Genomic DNA, 21,030 nt, shown 5'->3' on the forward strand with positions numbered 1-21,030 from the left:
GAAATGACAAAGACTACCCCTCAAGTTGTAATCAAAGCTATTGAGGACGCTATTCGATTACTCAATATCACCAAGTGCCAATTCAAAGTCATCAGCCCCACTGGCGAGGAGTTTGGCGCTTTAGAAGTTGCTCCCAAAAAGAAAAAGCGCGAAGTCACTGATCGCGTCTATGGCGAGTTACGTGAGCACTATGACAAGCACATCGATTACTCAGCTGCACCCGGCGATTGCGTGCGCATTCCATTAGGCAAATACAAAGCTCACGAAATTCGCAGCGGCGTCTGCGCAAAGCTATCCAGTGTTTGGGGCAAAAAAAGCTACAAGACTGTGATTACGGACGATGAAGTCCAAATTTTAAGAACAGCCTAACCGGAGAAATCTCATGGCATTTAACCTTGCATCCATTCAAAAATCCACCGGCATTAAAGCACCACGCGTGTTGATTTACGGTTCTCATGGTTTAGGTAAGACCACCTTTGGTGCTGGTGCACCTAATCCAATCTTCATCCTAACCGAAGATGGTCTTGGCTCTATCAAGAGCGAGCACTTCCCTTTAGCAACTGCCTTTCAGCATGTACTTGACGCGATTAGTTCTTTGTATAGCGAAGACCATAAGTTTCAAACCGTTGTGCTTGACTCGCTCGACTGGTTGGACAACCTGATATGGACTGACATCAATGCCAAGCATGACCAAAAGGATTTGGCATATGGCAAGGGAGCCATGATTGCTGCCGAGTACTGGCGCAATGTATTGGAAGGTCTTAACGCCTTACGCGACAGCAAAAATATGGCAGTCATTTTGATTGCTCACTCAGAAATCAAACGCTTTGATTCACCTGAAGTTGAGCCGTATGACCGCTATCAACCCAAACTTCAAGCACGCAGCTCAGCTCTTGTTCAAGAGTGGTGTGACGCTGTGTTGTTTGCCAACTTTAAAACCATCGTCAAGAAGGACGACGTTGGTTTTAACAAAACGGTGAGTAGAGGTATCACGACCGGTGAACGCCTGATTTATACCACCGAGAAACCGGCGTATCTCGCCAAAAACCGCTTTGGTTTGCCTGAGAGCATCCCGCTTGAATGGTCTGCATTTGCCGAAGCAATCGCACTGTAACTACAACACTTATCACTTTACTTAAAAAGGACTTACACATCATGGCTATTTTAAATTTTGACGCTTCAACATATGACCCATCTCCATCTTTTGATGTACTGCCAGTAGGCAAATACCTCGCCACCATTGTTGACTCTAAGGTCAAGCCTACCAAGGCTGGTACTGGTGAGTACTTGGAATTGGTATTTGAAATTGCGGAAGGTGAATTTATCAACCGCAAGATTTGGCAGCGTATTAACTTTCGCAATCCTAGCCCGAAAGCGGAAGCTGCTGCAAAGCGTGACCTATCAACTTTATGTCGCGCTGTAGGTGTACTCAATGTTCAGCAGTCCGAGTACCTCCACAACATCCCAGTTGTTATTGATTTGCAGATTGAGGAAAGCACGAATGGTTATGCCCCTCAGAACCGCATTAAGACATACATCTCTGCATCAGAAAGCAACACTGCCGCGCCAGCCACACCTCGTGCGACTACTTCGGCTGTGATTGCGAATGCTGCAAACGCTGCATCTGCATCAGTACCACCTTGGAAACGTAGCGCAGCTTAACTTTGTTCCGCGCCAGTCGTAGGTGTACCCTCCACGCCCATTCGCCGGGGTGGGATACGACAACCCGGCACCCACTTAACAGGAGAGGCACATGAAAAAACTGATCATTTTAGTAGCCGCAGCATCGTTGTTAGCAGCATGCAGTACCAGTAGAACGTCTGACAAAGAGTTACCAAACCAAGTATTGATTTTGGACAAAGAAGTACAACCCATGGGTCGTCAAGAAGTTATTAACGGCATCGGGGAATGTGAGTCCAACGGTATGCGGGCGGTAATGCTGTATTCCAAACGCAAGATTAACGGCTACACCACAGACGTTGTGGTCGACGTTACTTGCGCTCCCAAATTCAAAATCTAAGGAACAGTAATGCCCAAAATTCCGGAACCCCTTAACACCCACACTACAGCTGCTGCCATTGTGCGCTTTCATGAAAAGCGTGCAGATAACTATCGTCGTCCACATTTGGGTTGTTCAGAACTAGGTAAGCCTTGTGACCGAGCACTTTGGTACAGCTTCCGTTGGGCAACGTCCCCTACTTTTGATGGCAGAATGCTCCGCTTGTTTTTGCGTGGGCATCGGGAAGAGGAATTATTTTTAGAAGAGCTGCGTGGCATGGGCGTGGAAGTGTTAGACCGCGACCCTGACACAAAGCAGCAGTTTCGTTGGACTGGGCACAAGGGTCACCTTGCTGGCTCAGCTGACGGAGTTGCGCTTGGATTACCTGAAGCACCAAAGACATGGGCAATCGTGGAATTTAAAACCCATGGCGAAAAGAGTTTTAATGAATTAAAGAAAAGCGGTGTTGAGAAAGCAAAGCCCGAGCATTACACACAAATGCAGATGTATATGGGCTTTGCCGAACTCACTCGCGCATTGTATTTAGCCGTAAACAAAAACACCGATGAGCTGTATAGCGAGTGGGTTCACCACATGCCTGAGGTATTTACTTCATGCAAAGCTAGAGCCGAAAAGATTATTGATGCCAATGAACCACTCATTGGTGTCAGCAACGACCCAGCATGGTTTGAATGTAAGTTCTGCGACCATAAGCACGTCTGCCATACCGACGCTGTACCGGACAAGAACTGCCGCACATGTATTCACTCCACGCCGATTGAAGATGGTAAGTGGAACTGTGGTCTACATAACCGTCCATTGCGGGTTGAAGAGCAACGCCTTGGTTGCAAGTCACACCTCTTTATCCCAGCCTTAATCAATTACGCAGAAGCCATTGATGGTGACAACCTATGGATTAAGTACCAAGACAAAACCACTGGCGGGCAGTTTGCCAATGTGTCAGAGAACCACTCACTTGATGAAGACATTCCAAAGTTCAGCAGCGAAGAGTTGATTGTGGCTCGCCGTAGCGTGGTACTTGATCCGATGGTTGCTGATTTAAAGCGCAACTTTGCAGCCAAAGTGATTAGCAGTAGCCCAGCACCAATGGCTATTGAAGACAAATCGATTCCCTTTTGAGCCAGTCATGAATCAGAAAAAAGCCAAAGCCCTACGCAAGATTGCACGCTCGTTGACTAGCCATCTGCCTGAGCACGTTTTCAAAGAGATGGGCATTAATACCCATGTCACTGATGGCGTTCAGTCAAAGGTCACCGCCCCACTCACCGTTGCCGCTGATACCAAGCGTGGTCAATACGTAGCCCTTAAACGTGTAGTTCAAGAGCAGTACCGCAAATAGAAAGAGCACGATGAATCAAGAACCTAAGCGTTTTATTGACCAGTATGGCAACCCAGTTGCTGTGCCAGTTGAGCAGCTGCAAGCAAACCTCAAGACAGCCGAGTTGCAAGAGTTGGCTGACTACTTATCTTTCTTTGAGGATGAGGAGGATGGTCTTGTATGACACCGGAAGACCTAACCAATTATGAATTTAGCTATGTCACCCAGCAAGTGATGTTGCTCTTTAAAAAACCACCATCACTTGAAACCGTTTCAGAAGTACGCAGCATGCTCAACACCATTACCGACGCACTCATACAGGAAAGACTGACACAAAATGCAACTACGACCATACCAAACTGACGCTATTAACTCCATCTATGACTGGTTTGCTGCCGGTAAGAAAGCACCATTAGTGGTGACTCCTACTGGTAGCGGTAAGTCGGTCATTCTTGCGGAGTTTATTCGCCGCGCTTGTACCGAGCACCCGAACACACACATCTTGGTAGTGACCCATGTGAAGGAACTAGTAGCCCAAGATGCGAAAGCCATAAAAAACATATGGGCACATGCCAAGGTGGGTGTGTACTCGGCTGGTCTTGGTAAGCGCCAGCTCAGTCAGATTACAGTTGCATCAGTTCAGAGCATCTATAAAAGACCTGAGTTTCACAATCGCTTTGATTTAATCATTGTTGATGAAGCTCACCTCATCCCCCATAGCGATAACGGTATGTATCGCCAGTTGCTTGACTCAGCCATTGCTGCCAACCCCTTTACCAAATTGATTGGCTTGACCGCCACACCATTTAGATTGGACTCCGGCTCATTGCATGAAGGCGATGGTGCTTTATTTGATGGCATTTGTTATGAAGCTAATGTGGCTGACCTGATTAAGCAAGGCTACCTCTGCAAGCTGACTTCACGCAATGGCGTCAATGTTGACCTTGAAGGCATCAAAAAGGTCGGTGGTGACTTTAACTTGGGTCAGCTGGGTGAACGTATGTCTGCCATGCGTTTAGTTGAGCAGCACGCTGATTTAATCGTTAAGCGTTGCCAACAGCGAAACAGCTGGCTTATCTTTGCTGTAACGGTAGAGCACGCTAAACAAATCTGCGCAGCTTTGAAGCGTCGCGGAATTGCTTGCGGTTATGTGTCCGGTGATATGGGTAATACCGAGCGTGATGTGCAGATCAATAACTTTAAGACTGGTCGCACACAAGCCCTTGTGAATTGCTCCATCCTGACTACTGGCTTTGATTACCCAGCCATTGATGCGGTGGTCATGCTACGCCCTACTATGTCAGCCGGTCTGTATGTACAGATGGTTGGTCGTGGCTTGCGCTTAGATTCCACTAAGACTGATTGCTTGGTGCTCGACTTTGGCGGCAACATCATGCGCCATGGCTTTATTGATCAGGTCGAAGGACGCAGAAAGAACAAAGGCGAAGCTGGTGAAATCCCAGTCAAGGAATGCCCTTCTTGCAACCTGATGGTTCCCATCATGACTTTGACTTGCCCTGATTGCCAGCACGAGTTTCCTAAACCTGAGCGCATCACCAATGAATACCACCACGAAGGTGCATTGCTATCCATTGATGTGCCGCCAGTCACACTAAATGTTGACCGCGTGGATTACACCAGCCATTTAGGCAAGTCCGGTAAGCACACCTTAAAGGTGACCTATCGCTGTGGATTGCAGTCGGTCAATGAGTATGTCTGCCTTGATCACGATGGCTGGGCAAAAACTAAAGCTCAGAACTGGTGGATGCGTCGCGCCCCCAAGTTTGTGCCCAACAGCGTAGACCAAGCATTAAAGATGACGCAGCACCTAATGGCTCCTAAAGCCATCGTGGTGAATATGGCTGCCAAGTTCCCGGAGATTACGTCCTATCAATTTCACAAAGAACTGGAGGCAGCATGAAAAATTTAGTGCGTGACGACCTCGAGTTCAGAAAACGCCTAGCTTTTGTGCGCCAAGCGCAGCAAGACAAGCGTGACCAAAGGTTTTTCAAGTGGGTAATACTTCTAACGGTGCTGTACGTATTGGCACATTTATTTCATTTTCTATGGAAGGGTTAAGACCATGCTTGAACTAGTCACTATTCAAAAGTTAGCCGCGGAATCGGGATATACCGAAGACGCAATTCGTTCAAAGATTGCAAGGGGTGAGTTTGCCGAGGGTTTGCACTACATCAAATCACCGGATGGACGCATCCATTTTTACGTTGAGGAGTACTTGAAATGGCTTAAGTCAAATACTGATTCGTCAGGACTGGGACGTGGAAAAGCTAAGCCCAAACCTAGCTCAGCATAGCGGGAAAGGGCAAAAAATGAAGAGCAACCGCAGTACTTAAATGGGTGTATAGAATATGTTTTTAACAGCTGATGAAGTTCGTGATTTAACTGGTAAGGTTCGCAACCAAACTCAGGTGGCTGCTCTTCGCCACATGGGCATTGAACATCGAGTGCGACCGGATGGCAGCGTTGCCGTCCTTCGCGCCCATGTTGAATCTTCCCTTGGACTTTTAGCTCATAGTAAAGGACATGAACAAGAGGCAGTACTTAACTTGGAGTGGATGAATGGGTAAAAAACGCACAATCAAACGCAACATAGGTCTACTTCCCCGCTGGAAGTGGGTAGGTAATGTTTTGTATTACGAAGTACCAAAAGGTCAAGAATCCTTTTGGGACAATAAGCGTACCTTCCGATTGGGAAGCACTCTTACAGAAGCCTATACCGAGTGGGCATCAAGAATGTCCGGCACAGAAGTTAAAACAGATTTTAGTACCGTAGAAAGGTTGTTGGATGCTTATGTCATGAAAGCAGTGCCTTCGCTTTCAGTAACGCACCGCACGAATACCCTCAGAGCAATTGTAAATCTGAAAAAATCCTTTGGTCATTTAAAGCCTACTGCCATTCAGCCAGTATTGATAAACCAATACTTAACCGCTCGAAGCGTTAAAAAGAAAAATAGCGAGGGGAAAATGGTAGGCGGTCATGTTGTTGCCAATCGCGAAATAGAAATTTTCCAAGTAGCTATTGCATGGGCTATTGGGCAAGGTGCTTTCCATCGTCATCCTTTCAGGGGTGAATTTAAATTCAAAAGTGAAAAGCCTCGTGATCGTTACATAGAGGACTGGGAAATTGATGAAATGATGAAGGTAGATTCACATCGACAAAAAGGCAGCTTTCACGCCATCAAAGCCTATATCAAAATTAAGATGCTAACTGGCATGGCAATCGGTGATTTGTTGCGCCTTACTATGACTGACGTAAATAAAGCTAAGGATGGCATCTTTATTCAACGCCATAAGACTGGTCATAAAACAATGTACTTGTGGAGTCCTGAACTACTGGCAGCTGTTGATGAGGCGATTGCCGCCCGCCCTTGCCTGTCTCCCTTCTTGTTTTGCACAGCTAGGGGCAAAGGGTTTTTTAATGAAGCTACTGGCAGATGCCCGGGATGGAAGTCCATGTGGCAGCGTTTTGTTGAAAAAGTCATGGCTGAAACCAAAATTACTGAAAAGTTCACAGACCACGATATTCGGGCTAAGGTGGGTTCAGACAAGGAAAGTGACGAGGAAGCACGTAAAACGCTCTCACACAGCACTTCTGCGACCACTAAGCGGCACTACCGCCGGAAGGCTGAAGTCGTCCATACAGGCACGCATTAAGCCCCAACCCCCCCATTTTTTTGTTTTGAATAGAGTCCTTGGGTTCTGCCCAAGGGGTCTTTTTGTTTAAAAAAAAGTTAAAAAAAACGCCACCCGAAGGTAGCGTTCCGAATCTAAAACATGTCAAAATATCGCAAGAATGGGCGAATATCGCAAACTTCCAATTTTCACCCACCCTACGAGCCTTATAGAATGGTGCGGCTGGCAGGAATTGAACCCACGACCCCTTGGTTCGTAGCCAAGTACTCTATCCAGCTGAGCTACAGCCGCAACAGCCATAATTATGCCATGGAAGAGAAAAACTACATTACGCCCCCTGGCCACGAACGCATCAAAGCCGAGCTTCTCAAGCTTCTAAACGTGGATCGGCCTGAAATTGTCCAGGTGGTTCATTGGGCAGCCTCAAACGGCGACCGCTCAGAAAACGGGGACTATATCTACGGCAAGAAACGCCTACGGGAGATTGATCGCCGTATACGCTTTCTCAATAAACGTCTGGAATTTGCCGTAGTTGTCGATAATTCAGCCCGAAAAAATGGAGATTCGGATGCTGAACAAGTCTTCTTTGGAGCTACAGTGACCTACTCCCCACTGGAGGGATCGGAAGCTGGAAAAGAAACGGTGGTCACCATTGTTGGGGTCGATGAGGTTGACCTTGAAAAAAATCATGTGAGCTGGGTATCACCGATTGCTAAGGCATTAATTAAAGCAAGGCTGGGAGATAGTGTTGTGATCCAAACACCCACGGGTCCTTCTGAGATTGAAATACTCGCAGTCGAGTATCTCTAGGCAGTTTGCAAACTTTAAACTGCTCGGGTACGAGTTACTCGCATGACATCGTGATTGGTGCGCAGACTACGCATCACTTTTGATAAATGCAAGCGATCGTATACCTGGATCGTAAAACGAATGGTGACTGAATCTTCCTTGTAGCGATCTTCCATCGATACATTCATGATGTTTGAATCCGCAGAGGTGACACTGCTGGCAACCCGTGCAAGCACCCCTTTGCCTTGGCGAGTGTCAATCGCTAAATCTACTTCAAACTCACGATGAACTTCTTTACCCCACTCTACCTCTACCCACTTATCGCCATCTTTTGAGAGCATGCGTAGCGCAACTGGGCAGTCATTCGTATGAACTTGTAAACCCTCACCCTTACCGAGGTAGCCAATGATGTTATCGCCTGGTATTGGATGACAACAAGTCTGAAAGTGAATAGAGTTTCCTTCACGGCCATCAACCAAAATAGCCTGACGCTGATGGTGGTGCGCTTCTGAGGTAGCCGCTATCCAATCTACTGCACCTAAGCGCATCTGATCACTGCCGCCTTCATCGTCAATCAATATCTTAAGGCGAATGGCTAACTCTTGTGGTGACCTACGACCTAAAGCAATATTCACACAGGCTTCTTCGCGGGTTTTATCACCCGTCCAATGAATGAGTTTTTCCCAAAGCTCTGCAGTCAGAAGCGCTGCATCAACACCTTGCTGACGAAGGCTATTTGCTAAGAGACGCTCACCTAGCTGTAATGATTCAGAATAATGCTTAGTTTTTAAAGAATGTCGTATCGATGCGCGGGCTTTACCGGTACGCACAAAGACTAACCAACCAGGGTTGGGCTGTGAGCTGGCTGAAGTGACCACCTCAACAATGTCGCCGTTCTTTAGCTCGCTGCGCAATGGCAGCTGCAAGCCATTAATCTTGACTGCAACGCAAGTATTTCCAAGATCGCTGTGAATGGAATAGGCAAAGTCAAGCGCAGTAGCCCCTCTCGGAAGTGCTCTAATTTGCCCTTTAGGAGTAAAAACATAAACTGCATCAGGGAACAAATCAATCTTGACGTGCTCCAGAAATTCTTGTGAATCGCCACTGCTATCTTGTATATCAATCAGAGATTGCAACCACTGATGAGCGCGATTTTGCACTTCACTCATATCCGGTGAGCCATCTTTATAGGCCCAGTGTGCCGCAACGCCAGCTTCGGCTACCGCATGCATATCAGCCGTACGAATCTGAAACTCTACTGGAACGCCTGATGGGCCCAATAGGGTTGTATGGAGTGATTGATAGCCATTTAACTTAGGAATGGCGATGTAATCTTTGAACTTGCCAGGCATGGGCTTGTAGAGAGAATGCAAGATCCCAAGTGCACGATAGCAATCATCAATACTTTGTACCGTAACGCGGAAGGCATACACATCCAAAACCTGTGAAAAACTCACATGCTTAATACGCATCTTGTTATAGATGCTATAGAGTGTTTTCTCACGGCCACGCAGATCTACTTCAAGATTGACTTTTGCAAACGCTAAGCGCGAGGTTTGCAAAATCTTTTCAATCATTTCCTTACGATTGCCACGCGCCCTTTTGACCGATGCCTCAATCACCCGAAAGCGCATTGGCATGGAATAACGAAAGCTCAGGTCTTGTAAGTCTCGATAAATAATATTTAAGCCTAAGCGGTGTGCAATCGGCGCATAAATTTCAATCGTTTCTGCAGCAACCCTGCGCCGCTTCTCCATGGGAACTGCATCCAGAGTGCGCATATTGTGAGTACGATCAGCCAGCTTGACTAAGATGACACGTACATCACGCGCCATGGCCATAAACATTTTACGAAAGCTCTCCGCTTGCGCTTCTGCATGGCTCTGGAACTCTAATTTATCGAGCTTGGTTAGACCTTCTACCAATTCAGCAATCTTAGTGCCAAACTTTTCTACTAAGTCAGCATTGGTAGACCCAGTATCTTCAATCACATCGTGCAATAAAGCAGCCATGATGGATGACGCATCCAAACGCCAAGTAGCGCAGAGTTCTGCTACGGCAACTGGATGGGTAATATAAGGCTCACCACTATGGCGGTATTGGCCTAAGTGAGCAGTATCTGCAAACTGAAACGCTTTTTTAATTTGCACAACTTCATCAGGCTTTAAGTAAGTCAGTTTCGAGAGTAAATTCTCAATTGAAACGACTTGATGCTTTAAAGGCTTACTCGGAGCTGAGGTTGGCCCGAATAAATGACGACTTGATTGCGCTAGCAATGACGCCAAAACGGATTGTGAACTGCCGGGTTGATGAATATGATTGGGTGTATCTGAGGATGTATTTAACAACTCAGCTTGGATAGCACCCAACGAGGACTCAATGGGCGAGATCCCCCCTACTAATTCCGATGTTTTTGCTGTACCTAGAGGGAGCTCCACACCGGAACTCCTAAATTACAAAGGTACTTTGGTCAACATGTCACGGTCGGTCACACCAGCAGCAACTTCACGCAACGCAACTACTGTTGCTTTATCTTTGGACTCAACACGTGGGGAGTGACCTTGAACTAATTGGCGAGCGCGATAGGTCGCAGCCAAAACCAGTTCAAAACGATTTGGGATGGTTTTAAGACAATCTTCTACAGTGATACGGGCCATGCTGAACTCACTTAACTTTAGCTTCAATACCTATAGGATAACTGATTAGACCCCGAGGCGTCTTAAAAGGGCTGGATTTCTGGCCATAGCAGGCCCAGAACGCAGGCGGCTGGCTGCCAAAATATGCTTTAGATCAACCAGAGCCTGATCGAAAGAGTCATTCACCACAATATAGTCAGCCTCATGGGCGTGCAGCAGCTCGACGTGTGCCGCAGCTAAACGCCTTGCAATAGTGGCTTCATCATCCTGCCCGCGCTTACGAAGGCGCTCCTCTAAAGCTTCAATTGAAGGGGGGAAAATGAAGATCCACTGAGCCGATGGAATAAGTTTGCGAATCTGTTGTGCACCCTGCCAATCGATCTCAAGCACTACATCACTGCCTGCTTGCATTTGTGATTCGATCCAAGGTTTAGAGGTCCCATAAAAATGACCATGCACTTCTGCCCATTCCAAAAAGTGACCTTGTTCTTTCTCTTGGATGAATTCTTCTTTGGAAACAAAGCGATAATTTTTGCCATCCACTTCACCTGACCTAGGTGCTCGTGTTGTGGTTGATAAAGATAACTTCAAACCCGCATCCGCTTGTAGCAGAGCATTAACTAAAGAAGATTTGCCTGCACCAGATGGCGCAACAATCATCAACATGCTACCTTGATATGCCGGGCTTGGGTTTGTCTTAGTCATCATTCAATTGTACGGATTACTCTAAGTTTTGCACTTGTTCGCGCATTTGCTCTATCAAGAGTTTGAGTTCTAGGGCTGCCTGGGTGCACTCTTCAGAGACAGACTTTGAACTTAAGGTGTTGGCTTCACGGTTGAGCTCTTGCATCAGAAAATCCAAACGCTTGCCAACGGGGCCTTTACCAGCCAGAGCAGTATCAACTGCTTGTAGATGCGTTTTTAAGCGAGCAAATTCTTCTGCCACATCGATCCGTACTGCATAGAGCACAACCTCTTGGCGAATACGCTCCATCAGTTCTGTGCCGGACCCGCTGACATTTTTACCTTGTTCTTGGGCTGCCAAAGCCTCTGATAAACGTTCAGTGAGTTTTGCTTGGTACTGCGCTACATATTCTGGGACTTTAGGTTCGATAACCTTCACAATCTCACGCATCTTGCTAGTGATGCTCGTGAGAACACCAACTAAGGCCCTACCTTCTGCATTACGACTGTCCATCAAAACAGCTAAGGCTGCTTTGCCAGCTTCAACGGTGGCAGCAATCCAACCTTCTTCTTCGCCGCGGGGCTCAGAAACCACTCCTGGCCAGCGCAGTACATCAGAAATACTGAGCTCTCGAGCATTTGCAAAGGTTTCCTGTGCCTTGGCTTGCATGATCTTGAGGGCTTCTAAGCGATCCTGATTTAAGGCCCCTAGGGCTTGGGGATTGGCTTTGGCAGCACCGCCACTATTATTAATCCGCCAGGCCGCTCTAAACTCGACTTTTCCCCGAGAAAGACTCTGGGTCACCATCTCCCGCAAAACAGGCTCAGCCCCTCGGCATTCGTCTGGAAGACGAAATCCCAAATCCAGAAAGCGGCTATTAACAGCCCGACATTCCACCTGCAGATCAGCAACTACACCAGCTCCTAGGGATACTTGGCGAGAAGCGCTGCCATAACCAGTCATGCTCGATATCATAGGGACATTGTAGATTCTTTATTTGTTCCAACCCAAACCTTTAGGCAAAATTTGATGAGCACCCAATCTATCACCCGTCCAAGCGGCCGCAAGCCAAAAGACCTGCGCCCTGTCACGATTTCCAGAGCCTTTACTAAACATGCTGAAGGTTCTGTCCTGATCGCCTTTGGGGATACCAAGGTACTGTGTACTGCCAGCATTCTAGATAAGGTGCCGCCACATAAAAGAGGTTCGGGTGAAGGCTGGGTTACTGCTGAATATGGCATGCTTCCCCGCTCTACTCATACTCGTAGTGATCGAGAGGCAGCGCGCGGCAAACAATCTGGTCGCACACAAGAAATTCAGCGCCTCATTGGCCGTGCAATGCGCAGCATCTTCAATCTGGAAATTTTGGGTGAGCGCACAATTCATTTAGATTGTGATGTCTTGCAAGCCGATGGTGGTACGCGCACTGCTGCAATTACTGGTGCTTACGTTGCAGCGCGAGATGCAGTCAATCATTTACTCAAAAGTGGAGTCCTGACTCAAGACCCGATCATTGATAGCGTTGCCGCTATCTCGGTTGGTATTTATCAAGGCACTCCCGTATTAGATCTAGATTACCCAGAGGACTCCTCTTGCGATACAGATATGAATGTCGTCATGACTGGCAAAGGCGGCATGATTGAAGTTCAAGGCACTGCAGAAGGCCCAGCATTCTCGAGGCCTGAACTCAATGCCCTTCTCGACTTAGCTGAACAAGGTATTGGGGAGCTAACCCAGCTACAAATAGAAGCACTAAAGTAAGTAATATTTTGGGGTTCATTGGTTAATGCAAAAGCTCGTTCTTGCCTCTAATAATGCTGGGAAGGTAAAAGAATTTCAGGCTCTCTTGGCGCCATTGAATTTTGAAGTCATCCCACAAGGAGTGCTTGGCATTCCTGCAGCGCAAGAACCCCATCACACTTTTGTTGAGAATGCCCTTGCTAAAGCGCGTCACGCAAGTAGCGCCAGCGGTTTACCCGCTTTAGCAGATGACTCTGGTATTTGCGCTCATGCCTTATATGGTAGGCCTGGAGTGTACTCTGCTCGCTATGCTGGTGAGCATGCCAATGATCTCGCCAATAATCAAAAGCTTATATCTGAATTAAGCAATCAATCCGATCGCAGCGCACATTATGTTTGCGCTCTGGTACTAGTCAATAGTGCTGATGACCCAAACCCGCTCATTGTTGAGTCTAGCTGGTATGGCGTGATTGTGGATGAAGCAAAAGGAATGAATGGCTTTGGCTATGACCCACATTTTTTCCTTCCCGAACTCAATCTGACCGCTGCAGAGCTCGATCCTACTCAAAAGAATTTAATCAGTCATCGTGGTCAAGCGCTACGCGAACTCATTAGCCAATTACAGTTGCACTCTTCATGACCGTGATCAATCCAATTGCACTAACCGCCTTGCCGCCTCTGGCGTTATATATTCACTTTCCGTGGTGTGAAAAGAAGTGCCCCTATTGCGACTTTAATTCACATCAAATTAAAGATGCCACAAATCTTGTAGGCGGCTTTGATGAGCAGCGTTATATCAATGCTCTCATTGCTGATCTTGAAACTGAGCTGCCTAATACTTGGGGGCGCCAAGTACACAGTATCTTCATTGGTGGCGGCACACCTAGTCTCTTATCTGCTGCAGGCATGGATCAGTTACTCTGCGCTGTACGTGCCAGAGTTAATCTAGAGCCGGATGCAGAGATCACCATGGAGGCTAATCCTGGTTCGGTTGAGGCGGATAAATTGGCTGGCTTTGCTAAAGCTGGGATCAATCGGGTTTCATTAGGCATTCAGAGTTTTCAAGATGAACAGCTCAAAGCTTTAGGGCGAATTCACAATGGGGCTGAAGCAAAACGTGCAGTCCAAATTGCATTGGATCACTTTCAGTCCGTTAATTTAGACCTAATGTATGGCTTACCCAATCAAAGCCTTGCTGCAGCAAGATCGGATATAGAGACTGCCCTTTCTTTTAAGACCCCTCACCTCTCTCTTTACAACCTCACGCTCGAGCCCAATACCTACTTTGCGAGCTTTCCTCCCAAGTTGCCAAGTGATGATGAGGTCGATGCCATTTTTGAGCAAAATTTAGAACTCCTCACCAAAGCAGGCTATCAGCGTTATGAAGTCTCTGCTTATGCCAAGAAAGATCAGGAATGTAAACACAACCTAAACTACTGGCGCTTTGGCGATTACATCGGCATTGGTGCTGGTGCCCATGGGAAGATTTCATATCCGGGGAAAATTACTCGCCAAGTGCGAGAACGTCATCCAGAGACCTATATGCAGGCCATAGAGACTAAAGGCAATGCCCTAATTGAGTCCCGTGACATTGCCTCCAAAGATCTCCCCTTTGAATTTATGCTCAATACTCTAAGACTGACTAATGGTGTTGATACCAATACCTTTAGCGAGCGCACTGGCTTACCTTTAAGTGTCATTAGCAAAGGACTGGAAGTAGCGAGTAAAAAAGGTTTGTTAGATGAGAACCCAAGTAAACTCAAAGCAACTCCTTTGGGTCTGCGCTACCTCAACAATTTACAAGAAATGTTCTTAGAGTAGCTTGCTGCTTTCTTTGGCTGCAGCTTATTGCTGGTTGATTTATTTACCAGTCCAAACAGGTGGCTCACCCTTTAAGAAGGAAGCGACACCGTTTTTAAAATCCGTACTGCCGTACGTTTCTCGAATCAGATCTTCGCAATCTGGCAGTTGGTTGGCAATGATTCTAGCCATAATGAGTTTGCTGGCTTTTTGAGTAATGGGCGCCAGCTTGGACAAGCGCTCTGCTAACGCATCCGCTTCTTTGCCAAGCTGTTCAGCATCGTAAGTGGCTAATAAGTAGCCTTGGGCCTTAAGTTCGCTTGCTGGAATCATTTCAGCCAAGAGCAGCATACGCCTTACGATATTCATACCCATATGAGCGACTAGCCAAGCGATATTACCGGGATAGAGGCAATTGCCAAGAGTTCTGGCGATCGGCACACCAAACTTGGCATCGGGCGTGGCAATCTTAAAATCGCAACAGGTCGCAATGGCAAGACCGCCGCCCACAGCCATCCCATCAATTACGGCAACCGTGGGGATCGGCAGTGTTGCTAGAGGATTTAAATAATCATGAATGGCTGCTTCATAGCGCACGCCATCTTCGCCATCCTGAAAACTCGTAAATTGCGCAATGTCACTACCAGAGACAAAAGACTTGCCGCCAGCACCACGGAAGATAGCCACCCGAATGTCAGGGTTCTTGGCAATATCCTGACAGATTGATTTCAGGCTTTCATACATGGCTACCGTCATGGCATTACGCGCAGCCACATGATCGAAGGTAACGTACGCAATCTTGCCGCGCAACTCAAGAACTACTTGCGCAACCTTACCCTCTGGATCTTTTTGTGTCATGTAGAAAACTTATTCAGCCTTAATGTTTAAGCTCTTGACTAAGCGCTGGTATTTAGCGAGCTCACCAGTCAAAAAGAGGCTAAATGCAGCAGGCGTTGCAGGACCCTCAGGTTGCAATCCCTGTGAATCCAATGTCTTTTTGATTTGGGGATCTGCCATCGCCGCTTTTACTGCTTGATCGATCTTGTTTACTACCGCTGGATCCATGCCTTTAGGTCCCATGATGGAGTACCAGTTAGTCACATCAAATCCAGTAATGCCGACTTCATTAAAAGTGGGTACGTTCGGCAGAATCGATAAACGCTTAGGAGTAGAAATCGCCAATGCTTTTAAGCTGCCCTCTTTGATCTGCTGCAAGTTTGGCGGCAAGGTATCAAAGTTCATTGTGATCTGGCCACCAAGCAAATCAATAATGGCTTGGCCACTACCCTTATATGGGACATGATTAATTTGAATACCAGCAATCTTGCCAAATAGCGCGCCAGCTAAATGCTGTGTACTACCGATACCAGATGAACCGTAGGTCATCTGCCCTGGATTAGATTTAGCAAGCGAAATTAATTGCGCTACTGAGTTCACTGGCAATGATGATTTAACAACCAATACGTTTGGCACATAACCTAAATAGGTAATGGGTGTGAAATCAGTTGCAGGATTGTAAGGAACGCTGCTTAAAACAAATGGTGCAATCGCATTGGAGTTAGAGTGGCCAACTAACAAGGTATAACCGTCTGGATTGGCTTTAGCGATCTGATCTGCAGCGATTGTCCCCGCAGCTCCAGACTTGTTTTCAACGATCACGCTCTGACCTAAAATCTCGCCCATCTTCGGTGCGATCGCTCTAGCCACAATATCCGTGCCGCCACCTGGAGCAAAACCCACAATCAGTCGAATTGGTTTGTTTGGGAAGGCTTGCTGAGCGAGCGCAAAAAATGATACACAACTCAGTGTTACAGCAATCAGGCTACGGAGTGCCCATTTTGGCAATTGAATCAACATACAGTCTCCAAATCTTGTTTTAGTTGTCTTTGATACTATTAGATAATCATTCTAATCATATAAAAACAAGCGAGACAATGAGCAAAACACCTATCCACCCTTCTTTGAAGGGGGCACCCAGACCTTTACCCCTAGCTGGGGTACGGGTACTAGATGTTAGTCAAGTCATGGCTGGTCCTTACTGCTGCATGCTCCTGGCTGACTTAGGTGCCGATGTCATCAAGATAGAGCCTCCGGGCACAGGTGATCAAACCCGAGGGGCCATGGGCTTCAAGATGAAGGGTTCAGATAGCATGGGCTTTTTGAACATGAACCGCAATAAGCGCAGCCTCACTCTTAATCTTAAAACCGAGGCTGGCAAAAAGGTCTTTTTTGAATTGGTGAAGACGGCAGATATTTTGGTAGAAAACTATCGCCCTGGTGTCATGAAAAAACTGGGGATTGATTACCCCTCTCTTCAACCGATCAATCCTGGATTAGTCTATGCCAGCATCTCGGGTTTTGGGCAAACGGGTCCTTGGGCAGATCGGCCTGGTTTTGATTTAATGGCGCAAGCCATGTCGGGTGTGATGAGTGTGACTGGCTATCCTGATAGTCCACCAGTTAAAGCCGGTGTTCCAGTAGCTGATATTGGCTGCGCGCTCTTTGCGATCTACGGAATTTTGTCTGCCTACATTGGTAAAACTAAAAGTGGTGAAGGGCAATTTATTGATGCATCTCTATTTGACTCTGCTTTAGCATTCTCAATCTGGGATACCGCTCAATACTGGGGTACTGGGGTGGAGCCCTACAAACTAGGTACTGCCAATCACATGAGCGCACCCTATCAGGCGATGAAGGCTTCCGATGGCTACTTCGTGATGGGTGCTACCAATCAAAAGTTGTGGAAATTACTCTGCGACAAAATTGGCCGTCCAGAATTATTTGAAGATGCCCGCTTCAAAACAAATCCCCTACGCCTAGCGAATCGATTAGAGCTCGCTACTGAACTTGAGAAAACCTTTGTCACTAGAACGAGTTACGAATGGGTAGATGATTTACTGGCCGCAGGCATTCCGGCTGGTCCCATTAATACTTATCCAGAGGCATTTGATAGTGAACATGGTCGCCATCGCAACATGCGGATGGAAATTGATCACCCGATTGAAGGAACCGTTCCCAATATTGGATTTGCAGTCAAGATGATGGGAACACCCCAGCAGGTACGCAAGCATCCACCCTTACTGGGCGAACACACTAGCGAAGTTCTTGCTGAACTTGGAATCGCTGGCGAGGAATTAAAGGCACTAGAGGCTGGAGGTGCGTTTACACCATAAACTATTCGGCCCCTCTGATATAAAGTAAAAGCTCTAAAGACAAATATCGCTCGAGAAATACTCGAAGTTACCCTCGGCAAGGCATTGCTAAGAACTTATTTTTTTGAAACCAGCAAGTGAGTCAAAATTTCACCGAGGCCCTTGCACTCCATTAAGCCGCCATCTTCCAAGACATATTCATTCTTGATAGCTTCATAGGTTACTGGCGATACCTGCACCCTACCGGGCTTAGAAGTAGATTCCATCCTGCTTGCAGTATTAACGGTATTGCCCCATAAATCGTATGAAAATTTTGTGTAGCCAATAACCCCGGCAACTACTGGGCCAGAATTCAAACCAATTCGCATATCCAACTCTTTGCCATTTTCTTGGTTAAATGCTTTCAGATCCTCAAACATACCCAAGGCTAATTCAGCACAGAGCAGAGCATGATCAGGCCTTGGAATCGGAAGACCGGCAACCGCCATATAAGCGTCACCAATAGTTTTGATTTTTTCCACACCTAAGCTATCAGCACGCTTATCAAAACGACTAAATAAGTCATTGAGTAACTTCACTAAATCTGTAGCGCTGGTTTGGGAAGACATTTTGGTAAATCCTACTAAATCACTAAATAAAATAGTGACGTCAGGGTAGCTACCCGAGATATTCTTCTCACCTCGTTTTAAACGCTCCGCAATAGGCCTTGGCAGAATATTGAGCATTAATTTTTCAGTCTTTAATTGCTCAACCTCTAGCAATTCCTTTTCTTGATTGAGCAATGCCATATTTTTCTGCTCAAGATCACGTAAACGCTTTTTTTCTAGCGAAGAAAAGATACGAGCGCGCAGAAGAATTGGGTCAAAAGGCTTTGGTAGATAGTCTTCAGCGCCTATTTCAATACATTTAATGGTCTTATCAAACTGCTCTGCCCCAGAAATAACAATGATTGGCAAGGATTTATAGGTCTCGTCCGACTTAAGCTCGGTTAATACTCCCAGACCGTCTAATTCTGGCATCTCCATATCCAGCAACATTAAGTCAATTGACTTAGATCGGACGATTGCAACTGCCTCTACCCCATCTGCAGCCTCTAAAATATTATTGAATCCAAGTGAATTTAATTCACGGATCAAAATTCTTCTTAGAGTACGACTGTCATCAACCACGAGAATGCAAAATTGAGAAAATGCAGGATCGATTGCAGACCCCGAAGGCGAATGAGATTCAGCAAGGGGGTTTGATTGTTCCATAAAAATCCTTTGGTGATTAATTCACTTTGTAATACGAAATTTTTTCTAAGGGCATCAATTTATATGAATCATTCATATAAATTGACTCTGAGGCACCTAGAATAAGAATACCGTTATCGTTATTAAGTTGCTTATGCATCTTATCTAGAACTTTATTTTTCGTATCTTGATTGAAGTAGATCAACACATTTCTGAGCATAATCAAATCAAACTTTGGATAAAATGGCCAAACACCAACTAAGTTATGAGGCAAGAAATTGATCATTGTCCTAATAGATGGGTTTATTTGGTAGGAGTCTTGTGTAGGTTTTGTAAAGTATTTATCCAGATAATATTGATCAAGGCCACGCTTAGCTTCAGTTGTACTATAAATTCCCGAGCGTGCTTTCTCTAAAATCAAGTCGGAAATATCGGTTGCCTGAATGAGAAGATTCCAGTCGTACAGCTCAGGAAAAGATTCGCGCAACATTATGGCTACACTGTAAGCCTCCTGCCCCGCCGAAACCGCTGAATTCCAAATGCGTAAAGTTTTCTCTTTCCTTCGACTAGCAATCAGTAACGGCAGAATATGATTTTTTAACCCCTCAAATACATGCTTATCTCGAAAAAATGAGGTTTCATTTGTAGTGAGCGACTCAAATGCTTGCCAATGCAAGGGGCCAATAGGAGTTTGAACAAGTGTCTTAATAAATGCATAAACATCTTGGTGACCCATTTTCTTACTTAAAGGCAAAAGACGAGACTCTATTAAATACTGTTTCGTATCATCTAATGCAATGCCAGTATGCTCTTCTAGAATTGCATAAAAGTTGGGTAGATATTCCTTTGACATGCTAGCGAGAAACTTCAACTCTTCTAGTTCTGAATGCAATTTCATCAGCAATCTTATCAATGGGCAGCACCGAGTCTGCGATTCCAGCTTGAACAATTGCTCCTGGCATTCCCCAAATCACACTTGTCTCTTCATCTTGTGCTACTACTTGACCAAATTTTGATTTGATAACTTGAGCGCCCTTAAGACCGTCATATCCCATGCCAGTTAAAACAACCCCTAATAAGTTACTGCCATATATGTCTGCAGCACTTCTAAATAATGGGTCTACTGCCGGCCTACAAGAATTTTCAGGGGGATCAGTGTTTAAGTTAATGATCGTATTTATGCCTGATTTAGATAAAACCATATGAAAACCACCTGGGGCAATATAGGCCATTCCAGGAACTGCTACCTCGCCATCCTCCCCCTCTTTAACAGTCATCAAACTAGTAGCACTTAGTCGAGCAGCCAATAAAGCAGTGAAGGTTGGAGGCATATGCTGGACAATAAACACTGGTACTTTAAGAGATGCCGAAAATTTTCCAAATACTTGCATTAATGCCATTGGCCCGCCCGTTGACACACCAATACAAACTGCAGTTGCAGGTCTAACTGGCAAAGATGTCCGAGCCTCTTGTTTTGTAACGGAATGAGGCGATGCGTATTGATTTCTTTCAACAATTGATGGCGATGGTGTGCCAGAGGCCTCATTTTGCCTAACAGAAGGAGGCTTGCGAAGTCTAGCGCGTCGTGAAAGACCGATTATCTTTGGAATCAGCTCAGTCTCTAAAACTTTGAAGGCGCCTTCGATGCTGCCAGCGGAAGTTGTAGGCTTTCCCACATAGTCACTAGCACCTGCGGTGAGGGCCATTACTGCTGCCTGCGCACCTTTATGCGTTAGGGTGCTAAACATGATAATTGGGAGAAAACGATTTTCTTTACGAATTTCCTTAAGCGCTGTTAAGCCATCCATTACTGGCATTTCTATATCCAGCGTTAAGACATCGGGCTTTAAATTTCTGACGGAGTCAATTGCCTGCAAACCATTAGTTGCAAAACCAATCACCTCAATAGAAGTTTCCTTCTCTAATGCGCTAATAATAATTTTTCGCATTACTGCAGAATCATCAACAACCAATACTCGAATTTTTGATTCCGCTTGATCCATT

At 46.1% G+C, this 21,030-nt stretch carries 27 protein-coding genes and 1 tRNA gene; 18 read left to right on the top strand and 10 right to left on the bottom strand.

Annotated elements, in window-relative coordinates:
* The first annotated feature begins 3 nt into the window (after positions 1–3).
* From ICN31_RS04615 to ICN31_RS04675, 13 genes are all read left to right on the top strand, one after another.
* Entirely contained in the window at positions 4–369 is a 366-nt protein-coding gene (locus tag ICN31_RS04615; RefSeq protein ID WP_216259025.1) for a hypothetical protein, read from the top strand.
* A gap of 13 nt (positions 370–382) precedes the next feature.
* A complete protein-coding gene (locus tag ICN31_RS04620; protein WP_216259027.1) occupies positions 383–1,114 on the top strand; it encodes an ATP-binding protein in 732 nt (243 codons plus the stop codon).
* Positions 1,115–1,155: 41 nt separating this feature from the next.
* Positions 1,156–1,662 carry a DUF669 domain-containing protein gene (locus ICN31_RS04625; RefSeq protein ID WP_216259028.1) on the top strand — a complete coding sequence of 169 codons (507 nt, stop codon included), beginning with the start codon at positions 1,156–1,158 and terminating at the stop codon, positions 1,660–1,662.
* Between the two features lie 91 nt (positions 1,663–1,753).
* Positions 1,754–2,020: a hypothetical protein gene (locus tag ICN31_RS04630; protein ID WP_216259030.1), complete on the top strand. Its 267-nt coding sequence runs from the start codon at positions 1,754–1,756 to the stop codon at positions 2,018–2,020.
* A gap of 9 nt (positions 2,021–2,029) precedes the next feature.
* The gene (locus ICN31_RS04635) at positions 2,030–3,139 is read left to right on the top strand and encodes a PD-(D/E)XK nuclease family protein (protein WP_216259033.1); all 1,110 of its coding nucleotides are present in this window, start codon (positions 2,030–2,032) and stop codon (positions 3,137–3,139) included.
* Positions 3,140–3,146: 7 nt separating this feature from the next.
* Complete coding sequence (locus ICN31_RS04640) at positions 3,147–3,359, top strand: hypothetical protein (protein ID WP_216259034.1); 213 nt, start codon at positions 3,147–3,149, stop codon at positions 3,357–3,359.
* A 10-nt stretch (positions 3,360–3,369) separates the two neighbouring features.
* Entirely contained in the window at positions 3,370–3,522 is a 153-nt protein-coding gene (locus ICN31_RS04645; protein WP_216259036.1) for a hypothetical protein, read from the top strand.
* On the top strand, positions 3,519–3,701 hold the full coding sequence (locus ICN31_RS04650; protein WP_216259038.1) for a hypothetical protein: 183 nt from the start codon (positions 3,519–3,521) through the stop codon (positions 3,699–3,701). The genes ICN31_RS04645 and ICN31_RS04650 overlap by 4 nt, the downstream gene beginning before the upstream one ends.
* Complete coding sequence (locus ICN31_RS04655; RefSeq protein ID WP_216259040.1) at positions 3,676–5,259, top strand: DEAD/DEAH box helicase; 1,584 nt, start codon at positions 3,676–3,678, stop codon at positions 5,257–5,259. The genes ICN31_RS04650 and ICN31_RS04655 overlap by 26 nt, the downstream gene beginning before the upstream one ends.
* Positions 5,256–5,417: a hypothetical protein gene (locus ICN31_RS04660; protein WP_216259042.1), complete on the top strand. Its 162-nt coding sequence runs from the start codon at positions 5,256–5,258 to the stop codon at positions 5,415–5,417. Before ICN31_RS04655 ends, ICN31_RS04660 begins: the two co-directional genes overlap by 4 nt.
* 4 nt (positions 5,418–5,421) lie before the next feature.
* On the top strand, positions 5,422–5,652 hold the full coding sequence (locus ICN31_RS04665; RefSeq protein WP_216259048.1) for an excisionase: 231 nt from the start codon (positions 5,422–5,424) through the stop codon (positions 5,650–5,652).
* Between the two features lie 55 nt (positions 5,653–5,707).
* Positions 5,708–5,926, top strand: coding sequence for a DUF4224 domain-containing protein (locus ICN31_RS04670; protein WP_216259050.1), 219 nt, complete (start codon positions 5,708–5,710; stop codon positions 5,924–5,926).
* Entirely contained in the window at positions 5,919–7,013 is a 1,095-nt protein-coding gene (locus ICN31_RS04675) for a tyrosine-type recombinase/integrase (protein ID WP_216259052.1), read from the top strand. The genes ICN31_RS04670 and ICN31_RS04675 overlap by 8 nt, the downstream gene beginning before the upstream one ends.
* A gap of 193 nt (positions 7,014–7,206) precedes the next feature.
* Here ICN31_RS04675 and ICN31_RS04680 read toward each other — a convergent pair.
* Positions 7,207–7,283: transfer RNA gene (locus ICN31_RS04680), tRNA-Arg, on the bottom strand.
* Positions 7,284–7,301: 18 nt separating this feature from the next.
* Between ICN31_RS04680 and greB the strand changes: the two genes are divergently transcribed.
* Positions 7,302–7,802: a transcription elongation factor GreB gene (gene greB / locus ICN31_RS04685; RefSeq protein ID WP_216259054.1), complete on the top strand. Its 501-nt coding sequence runs from the start codon at positions 7,302–7,304 to the stop codon at positions 7,800–7,802.
* Between the two features lie 14 nt (positions 7,803–7,816).
* Here greB and ICN31_RS04690 read toward each other — a convergent pair whose 3' ends face one another.
* The 4 genes from ICN31_RS04690 to ICN31_RS04705 are packed head-to-tail and all read right to left on the bottom strand — an operon-like array spanning position 7,817 to position 12,077.
* On the bottom strand, positions 7,817–10,219 hold the full coding sequence (locus ICN31_RS04690) for a bifunctional (p)ppGpp synthetase/guanosine-3',5'-bis(diphosphate) 3'-pyrophosphohydrolase (RefSeq protein WP_370624270.1): 2,403 nt from the start codon (positions 10,217–10,219) through the stop codon (positions 7,817–7,819).
* 15 nt (positions 10,220–10,234) lie between these two features.
* Complete coding sequence (rpoZ, locus tag ICN31_RS04695; RefSeq protein ID WP_088525928.1) at positions 10,235–10,438, bottom strand: DNA-directed RNA polymerase subunit omega; 204 nt, start codon at positions 10,436–10,438, stop codon at positions 10,235–10,237.
* Between the two features lie 45 nt (positions 10,439–10,483).
* Complete coding sequence (gmk, locus tag ICN31_RS04700; protein ID WP_370624271.1) at positions 10,484–11,125, bottom strand: guanylate kinase; 642 nt, start codon at positions 11,123–11,125, stop codon at positions 10,484–10,486.
* 13 nt (positions 11,126–11,138) lie between these two features.
* Positions 11,139–12,077 (bottom strand): YicC/YloC family endoribonuclease, encoded by a 939-nt coding sequence (locus ICN31_RS04705; protein ID WP_216259056.1) that lies wholly within the window; start codon positions 12,075–12,077, stop codon positions 11,139–11,141.
* Between the two features lie 54 nt (positions 12,078–12,131).
* Between ICN31_RS04705 and rph the strand changes: the two genes are divergently transcribed.
* The 3 genes from rph to hemW are packed head-to-tail and all read left to right on the top strand — an operon-like array spanning position 12,132 to position 14,663.
* Positions 12,132–12,863, top strand: coding sequence for a ribonuclease PH (gene rph, locus ICN31_RS04710; RefSeq protein WP_216259059.1), 732 nt, complete (start codon positions 12,132–12,134; stop codon positions 12,861–12,863).
* 25 nt (positions 12,864–12,888) lie between these two features.
* Positions 12,889–13,482, top strand: coding sequence for an RdgB/HAM1 family non-canonical purine NTP pyrophosphatase (gene rdgB, locus ICN31_RS04715; RefSeq protein WP_216259061.1), 594 nt, complete (start codon positions 12,889–12,891; stop codon positions 13,480–13,482).
* Positions 13,479–14,663, top strand: coding sequence for a radical SAM family heme chaperone HemW (hemW, locus tag ICN31_RS04720; RefSeq protein WP_216259064.1), 1,185 nt, complete (start codon positions 13,479–13,481; stop codon positions 14,661–14,663). Before rdgB ends, hemW begins: the two co-directional genes overlap by 4 nt.
* Before the next feature lie 39 nt (positions 14,664–14,702).
* On the opposite strand, the gene ICN31_RS04725 is transcribed toward hemW, so the two are convergent.
* Together ICN31_RS04725 and ICN31_RS04730 are read right to left on the bottom strand one after the other, a co-directional pair.
* On the bottom strand, positions 14,703–15,500 hold the full coding sequence (locus ICN31_RS04725; RefSeq protein WP_216259065.1) for an enoyl-CoA hydratase/isomerase family protein: 798 nt from the start codon (positions 15,498–15,500) through the stop codon (positions 14,703–14,705).
* A gap of 9 nt (positions 15,501–15,509) precedes the next feature.
* Positions 15,510–16,499 (bottom strand): tripartite tricarboxylate transporter substrate binding protein, encoded by a 990-nt coding sequence (locus ICN31_RS04730; protein ID WP_216259067.1) that lies wholly within the window; start codon positions 16,497–16,499, stop codon positions 15,510–15,512.
* A gap of 77 nt (positions 16,500–16,576) precedes the next feature.
* On the opposite strand from ICN31_RS04730, the gene ICN31_RS04735 reads away from it, so the two are divergent.
* Positions 16,577–17,815: a CaiB/BaiF CoA-transferase family protein gene (locus tag ICN31_RS04735; protein WP_216259069.1), complete on the top strand. Its 1,239-nt coding sequence runs from the start codon at positions 16,577–16,579 to the stop codon at positions 17,813–17,815.
* Between the two features lie 95 nt (positions 17,816–17,910).
* Here ICN31_RS04735 and ICN31_RS04740 read toward each other — a convergent pair whose 3' ends face one another.
* Genes ICN31_RS04740 through ICN31_RS04750 form a run of 3 tightly spaced genes read right to left on the bottom strand, consistent with a single transcriptional unit; the run spans position 17,911 to position 21,029 of the window.
* Positions 17,911–19,047 (bottom strand): adenylate/guanylate cyclase domain-containing protein, encoded by a 1,137-nt coding sequence (locus ICN31_RS04740; protein WP_216259071.1) that lies wholly within the window; start codon positions 19,045–19,047, stop codon positions 17,911–17,913.
* Between the two features lie 16 nt (positions 19,048–19,063).
* Positions 19,064–19,924: a protein-glutamate O-methyltransferase CheR gene (locus ICN31_RS04745; protein ID WP_216259073.1), complete on the bottom strand. Its 861-nt coding sequence runs from the start codon at positions 19,922–19,924 to the stop codon at positions 19,064–19,066.
* A complete protein-coding gene (locus ICN31_RS04750) occupies positions 19,881–21,029 on the bottom strand; it encodes a chemotaxis response regulator protein-glutamate methylesterase (protein WP_216259074.1) in 1,149 nt (382 codons plus the stop codon). The genes ICN31_RS04745 and ICN31_RS04750 overlap by 44 nt, the downstream gene beginning before the upstream one ends.
* Between the last annotated feature and the right edge of the window lies 1 nt (position 21,030).

Source organism: Polynucleobacter sp. UB-Piko-W3, assembly GCF_018881635.1.
GTDB lineage: Bacteria > Pseudomonadota > Gammaproteobacteria > Burkholderiales > Burkholderiaceae > Polynucleobacter.

Coding starts and splice junctions, on each gene's coding strand:
- ICN31_RS04615 (WP_216259025.1), top strand. CDS start 4: ATGACAAAGACTACCCCTCAAGTTGTAATCAAAGCTATTGAGGACGCT.
- ICN31_RS04620 (WP_216259027.1), top strand. CDS start 383: ATGGCATTTAACCTTGCATCCATTCAAAAATCCACCGGCATTAAAGCA.
- ICN31_RS04625 (WP_216259028.1), top strand. CDS start 1,156: ATGGCTATTTTAAATTTTGACGCTTCAACATATGACCCATCTCCATCT.
- ICN31_RS04630 (WP_216259030.1), top strand. CDS start 1,754: ATGAAAAAACTGATCATTTTAGTAGCCGCAGCATCGTTGTTAGCAGCA.
- ICN31_RS04635 (WP_216259033.1), top strand. CDS start 2,030: ATGCCCAAAATTCCGGAACCCCTTAACACCCACACTACAGCTGCTGCC.
- ICN31_RS04640 (WP_216259034.1), top strand. CDS start 3,147: ATGAATCAGAAAAAAGCCAAAGCCCTACGCAAGATTGCACGCTCGTTG.
- ICN31_RS04645 (WP_216259036.1), top strand. CDS start 3,370: ATGAATCAAGAACCTAAGCGTTTTATTGACCAGTATGGCAACCCAGTT.
- ICN31_RS04650 (WP_216259038.1), top strand. CDS start 3,519: ATGACACCGGAAGACCTAACCAATTATGAATTTAGCTATGTCACCCAG.
- ICN31_RS04655 (WP_216259040.1), top strand. CDS start 3,676: ATGCAACTACGACCATACCAAACTGACGCTATTAACTCCATCTATGAC.
- ICN31_RS04660 (WP_216259042.1), top strand. CDS start 5,256: ATGAAAAATTTAGTGCGTGACGACCTCGAGTTCAGAAAACGCCTAGCT.
- ICN31_RS04665 (WP_216259048.1), top strand. CDS start 5,422: ATGCTTGAACTAGTCACTATTCAAAAGTTAGCCGCGGAATCGGGATAT.
- ICN31_RS04670 (WP_216259050.1), top strand. CDS start 5,708: ATGTTTTTAACAGCTGATGAAGTTCGTGATTTAACTGGTAAGGTTCGC.
- ICN31_RS04675 (WP_216259052.1), top strand. CDS start 5,919: ATGGGTAAAAAACGCACAATCAAACGCAACATAGGTCTACTTCCCCGC.
- greB (WP_216259054.1), top strand. CDS start 7,302: ATGGAAGAGAAAAACTACATTACGCCCCCTGGCCACGAACGCATCAAA.
- rpoZ (WP_088525928.1), bottom strand. CDS start 10,438: ATGGCCCGTATCACTGTAGAAGATTGTCTTAAAACCATCCCAAATCGT.
- gmk (WP_370624271.1), bottom strand. CDS start 11,125: ATGATGACTAAGACAAACCCAAGCCCGGCATATCAAGGTAGCATGTTG.
- ICN31_RS04705 (WP_216259056.1), bottom strand. CDS start 12,077: ATGATATCGAGCATGACTGGTTATGGCAGCGCTTCTCGCCAAGTATCC.
- rph (WP_216259059.1), top strand. CDS start 12,132: ATGAGCACCCAATCTATCACCCGTCCAAGCGGCCGCAAGCCAAAAGAC.
- rdgB (WP_216259061.1), top strand. CDS start 12,889: ATGCAAAAGCTCGTTCTTGCCTCTAATAATGCTGGGAAGGTAAAAGAA.
- hemW (WP_216259064.1), top strand. CDS start 13,479: ATGACCGTGATCAATCCAATTGCACTAACCGCCTTGCCGCCTCTGGCG.
- ICN31_RS04725 (WP_216259065.1), bottom strand. CDS start 15,500: ATGACACAAAAAGATCCAGAGGGTAAGGTTGCGCAAGTAGTTCTTGAG.
- ICN31_RS04730 (WP_216259067.1), bottom strand. CDS start 16,499: ATGTTGATTCAATTGCCAAAATGGGCACTCCGTAGCCTGATTGCTGTA.
- ICN31_RS04735 (WP_216259069.1), top strand. CDS start 16,577: ATGAGCAAAACACCTATCCACCCTTCTTTGAAGGGGGCACCCAGACCT.
- ICN31_RS04740 (WP_216259071.1), bottom strand. CDS start 19,047: ATGGAACAATCAAACCCCCTTGCTGAATCTCATTCGCCTTCGGGGTCT.
- ICN31_RS04745 (WP_216259073.1), bottom strand. CDS start 19,924: ATGAAATTGCATTCAGAACTAGAAGAGTTGAAGTTTCTCGCTAGCATG.
- ICN31_RS04750 (WP_216259074.1), bottom strand. CDS start 21,029: ATGGATCAAGCGGAATCAAAAATTCGAGTATTGGTTGTTGATGATTCT.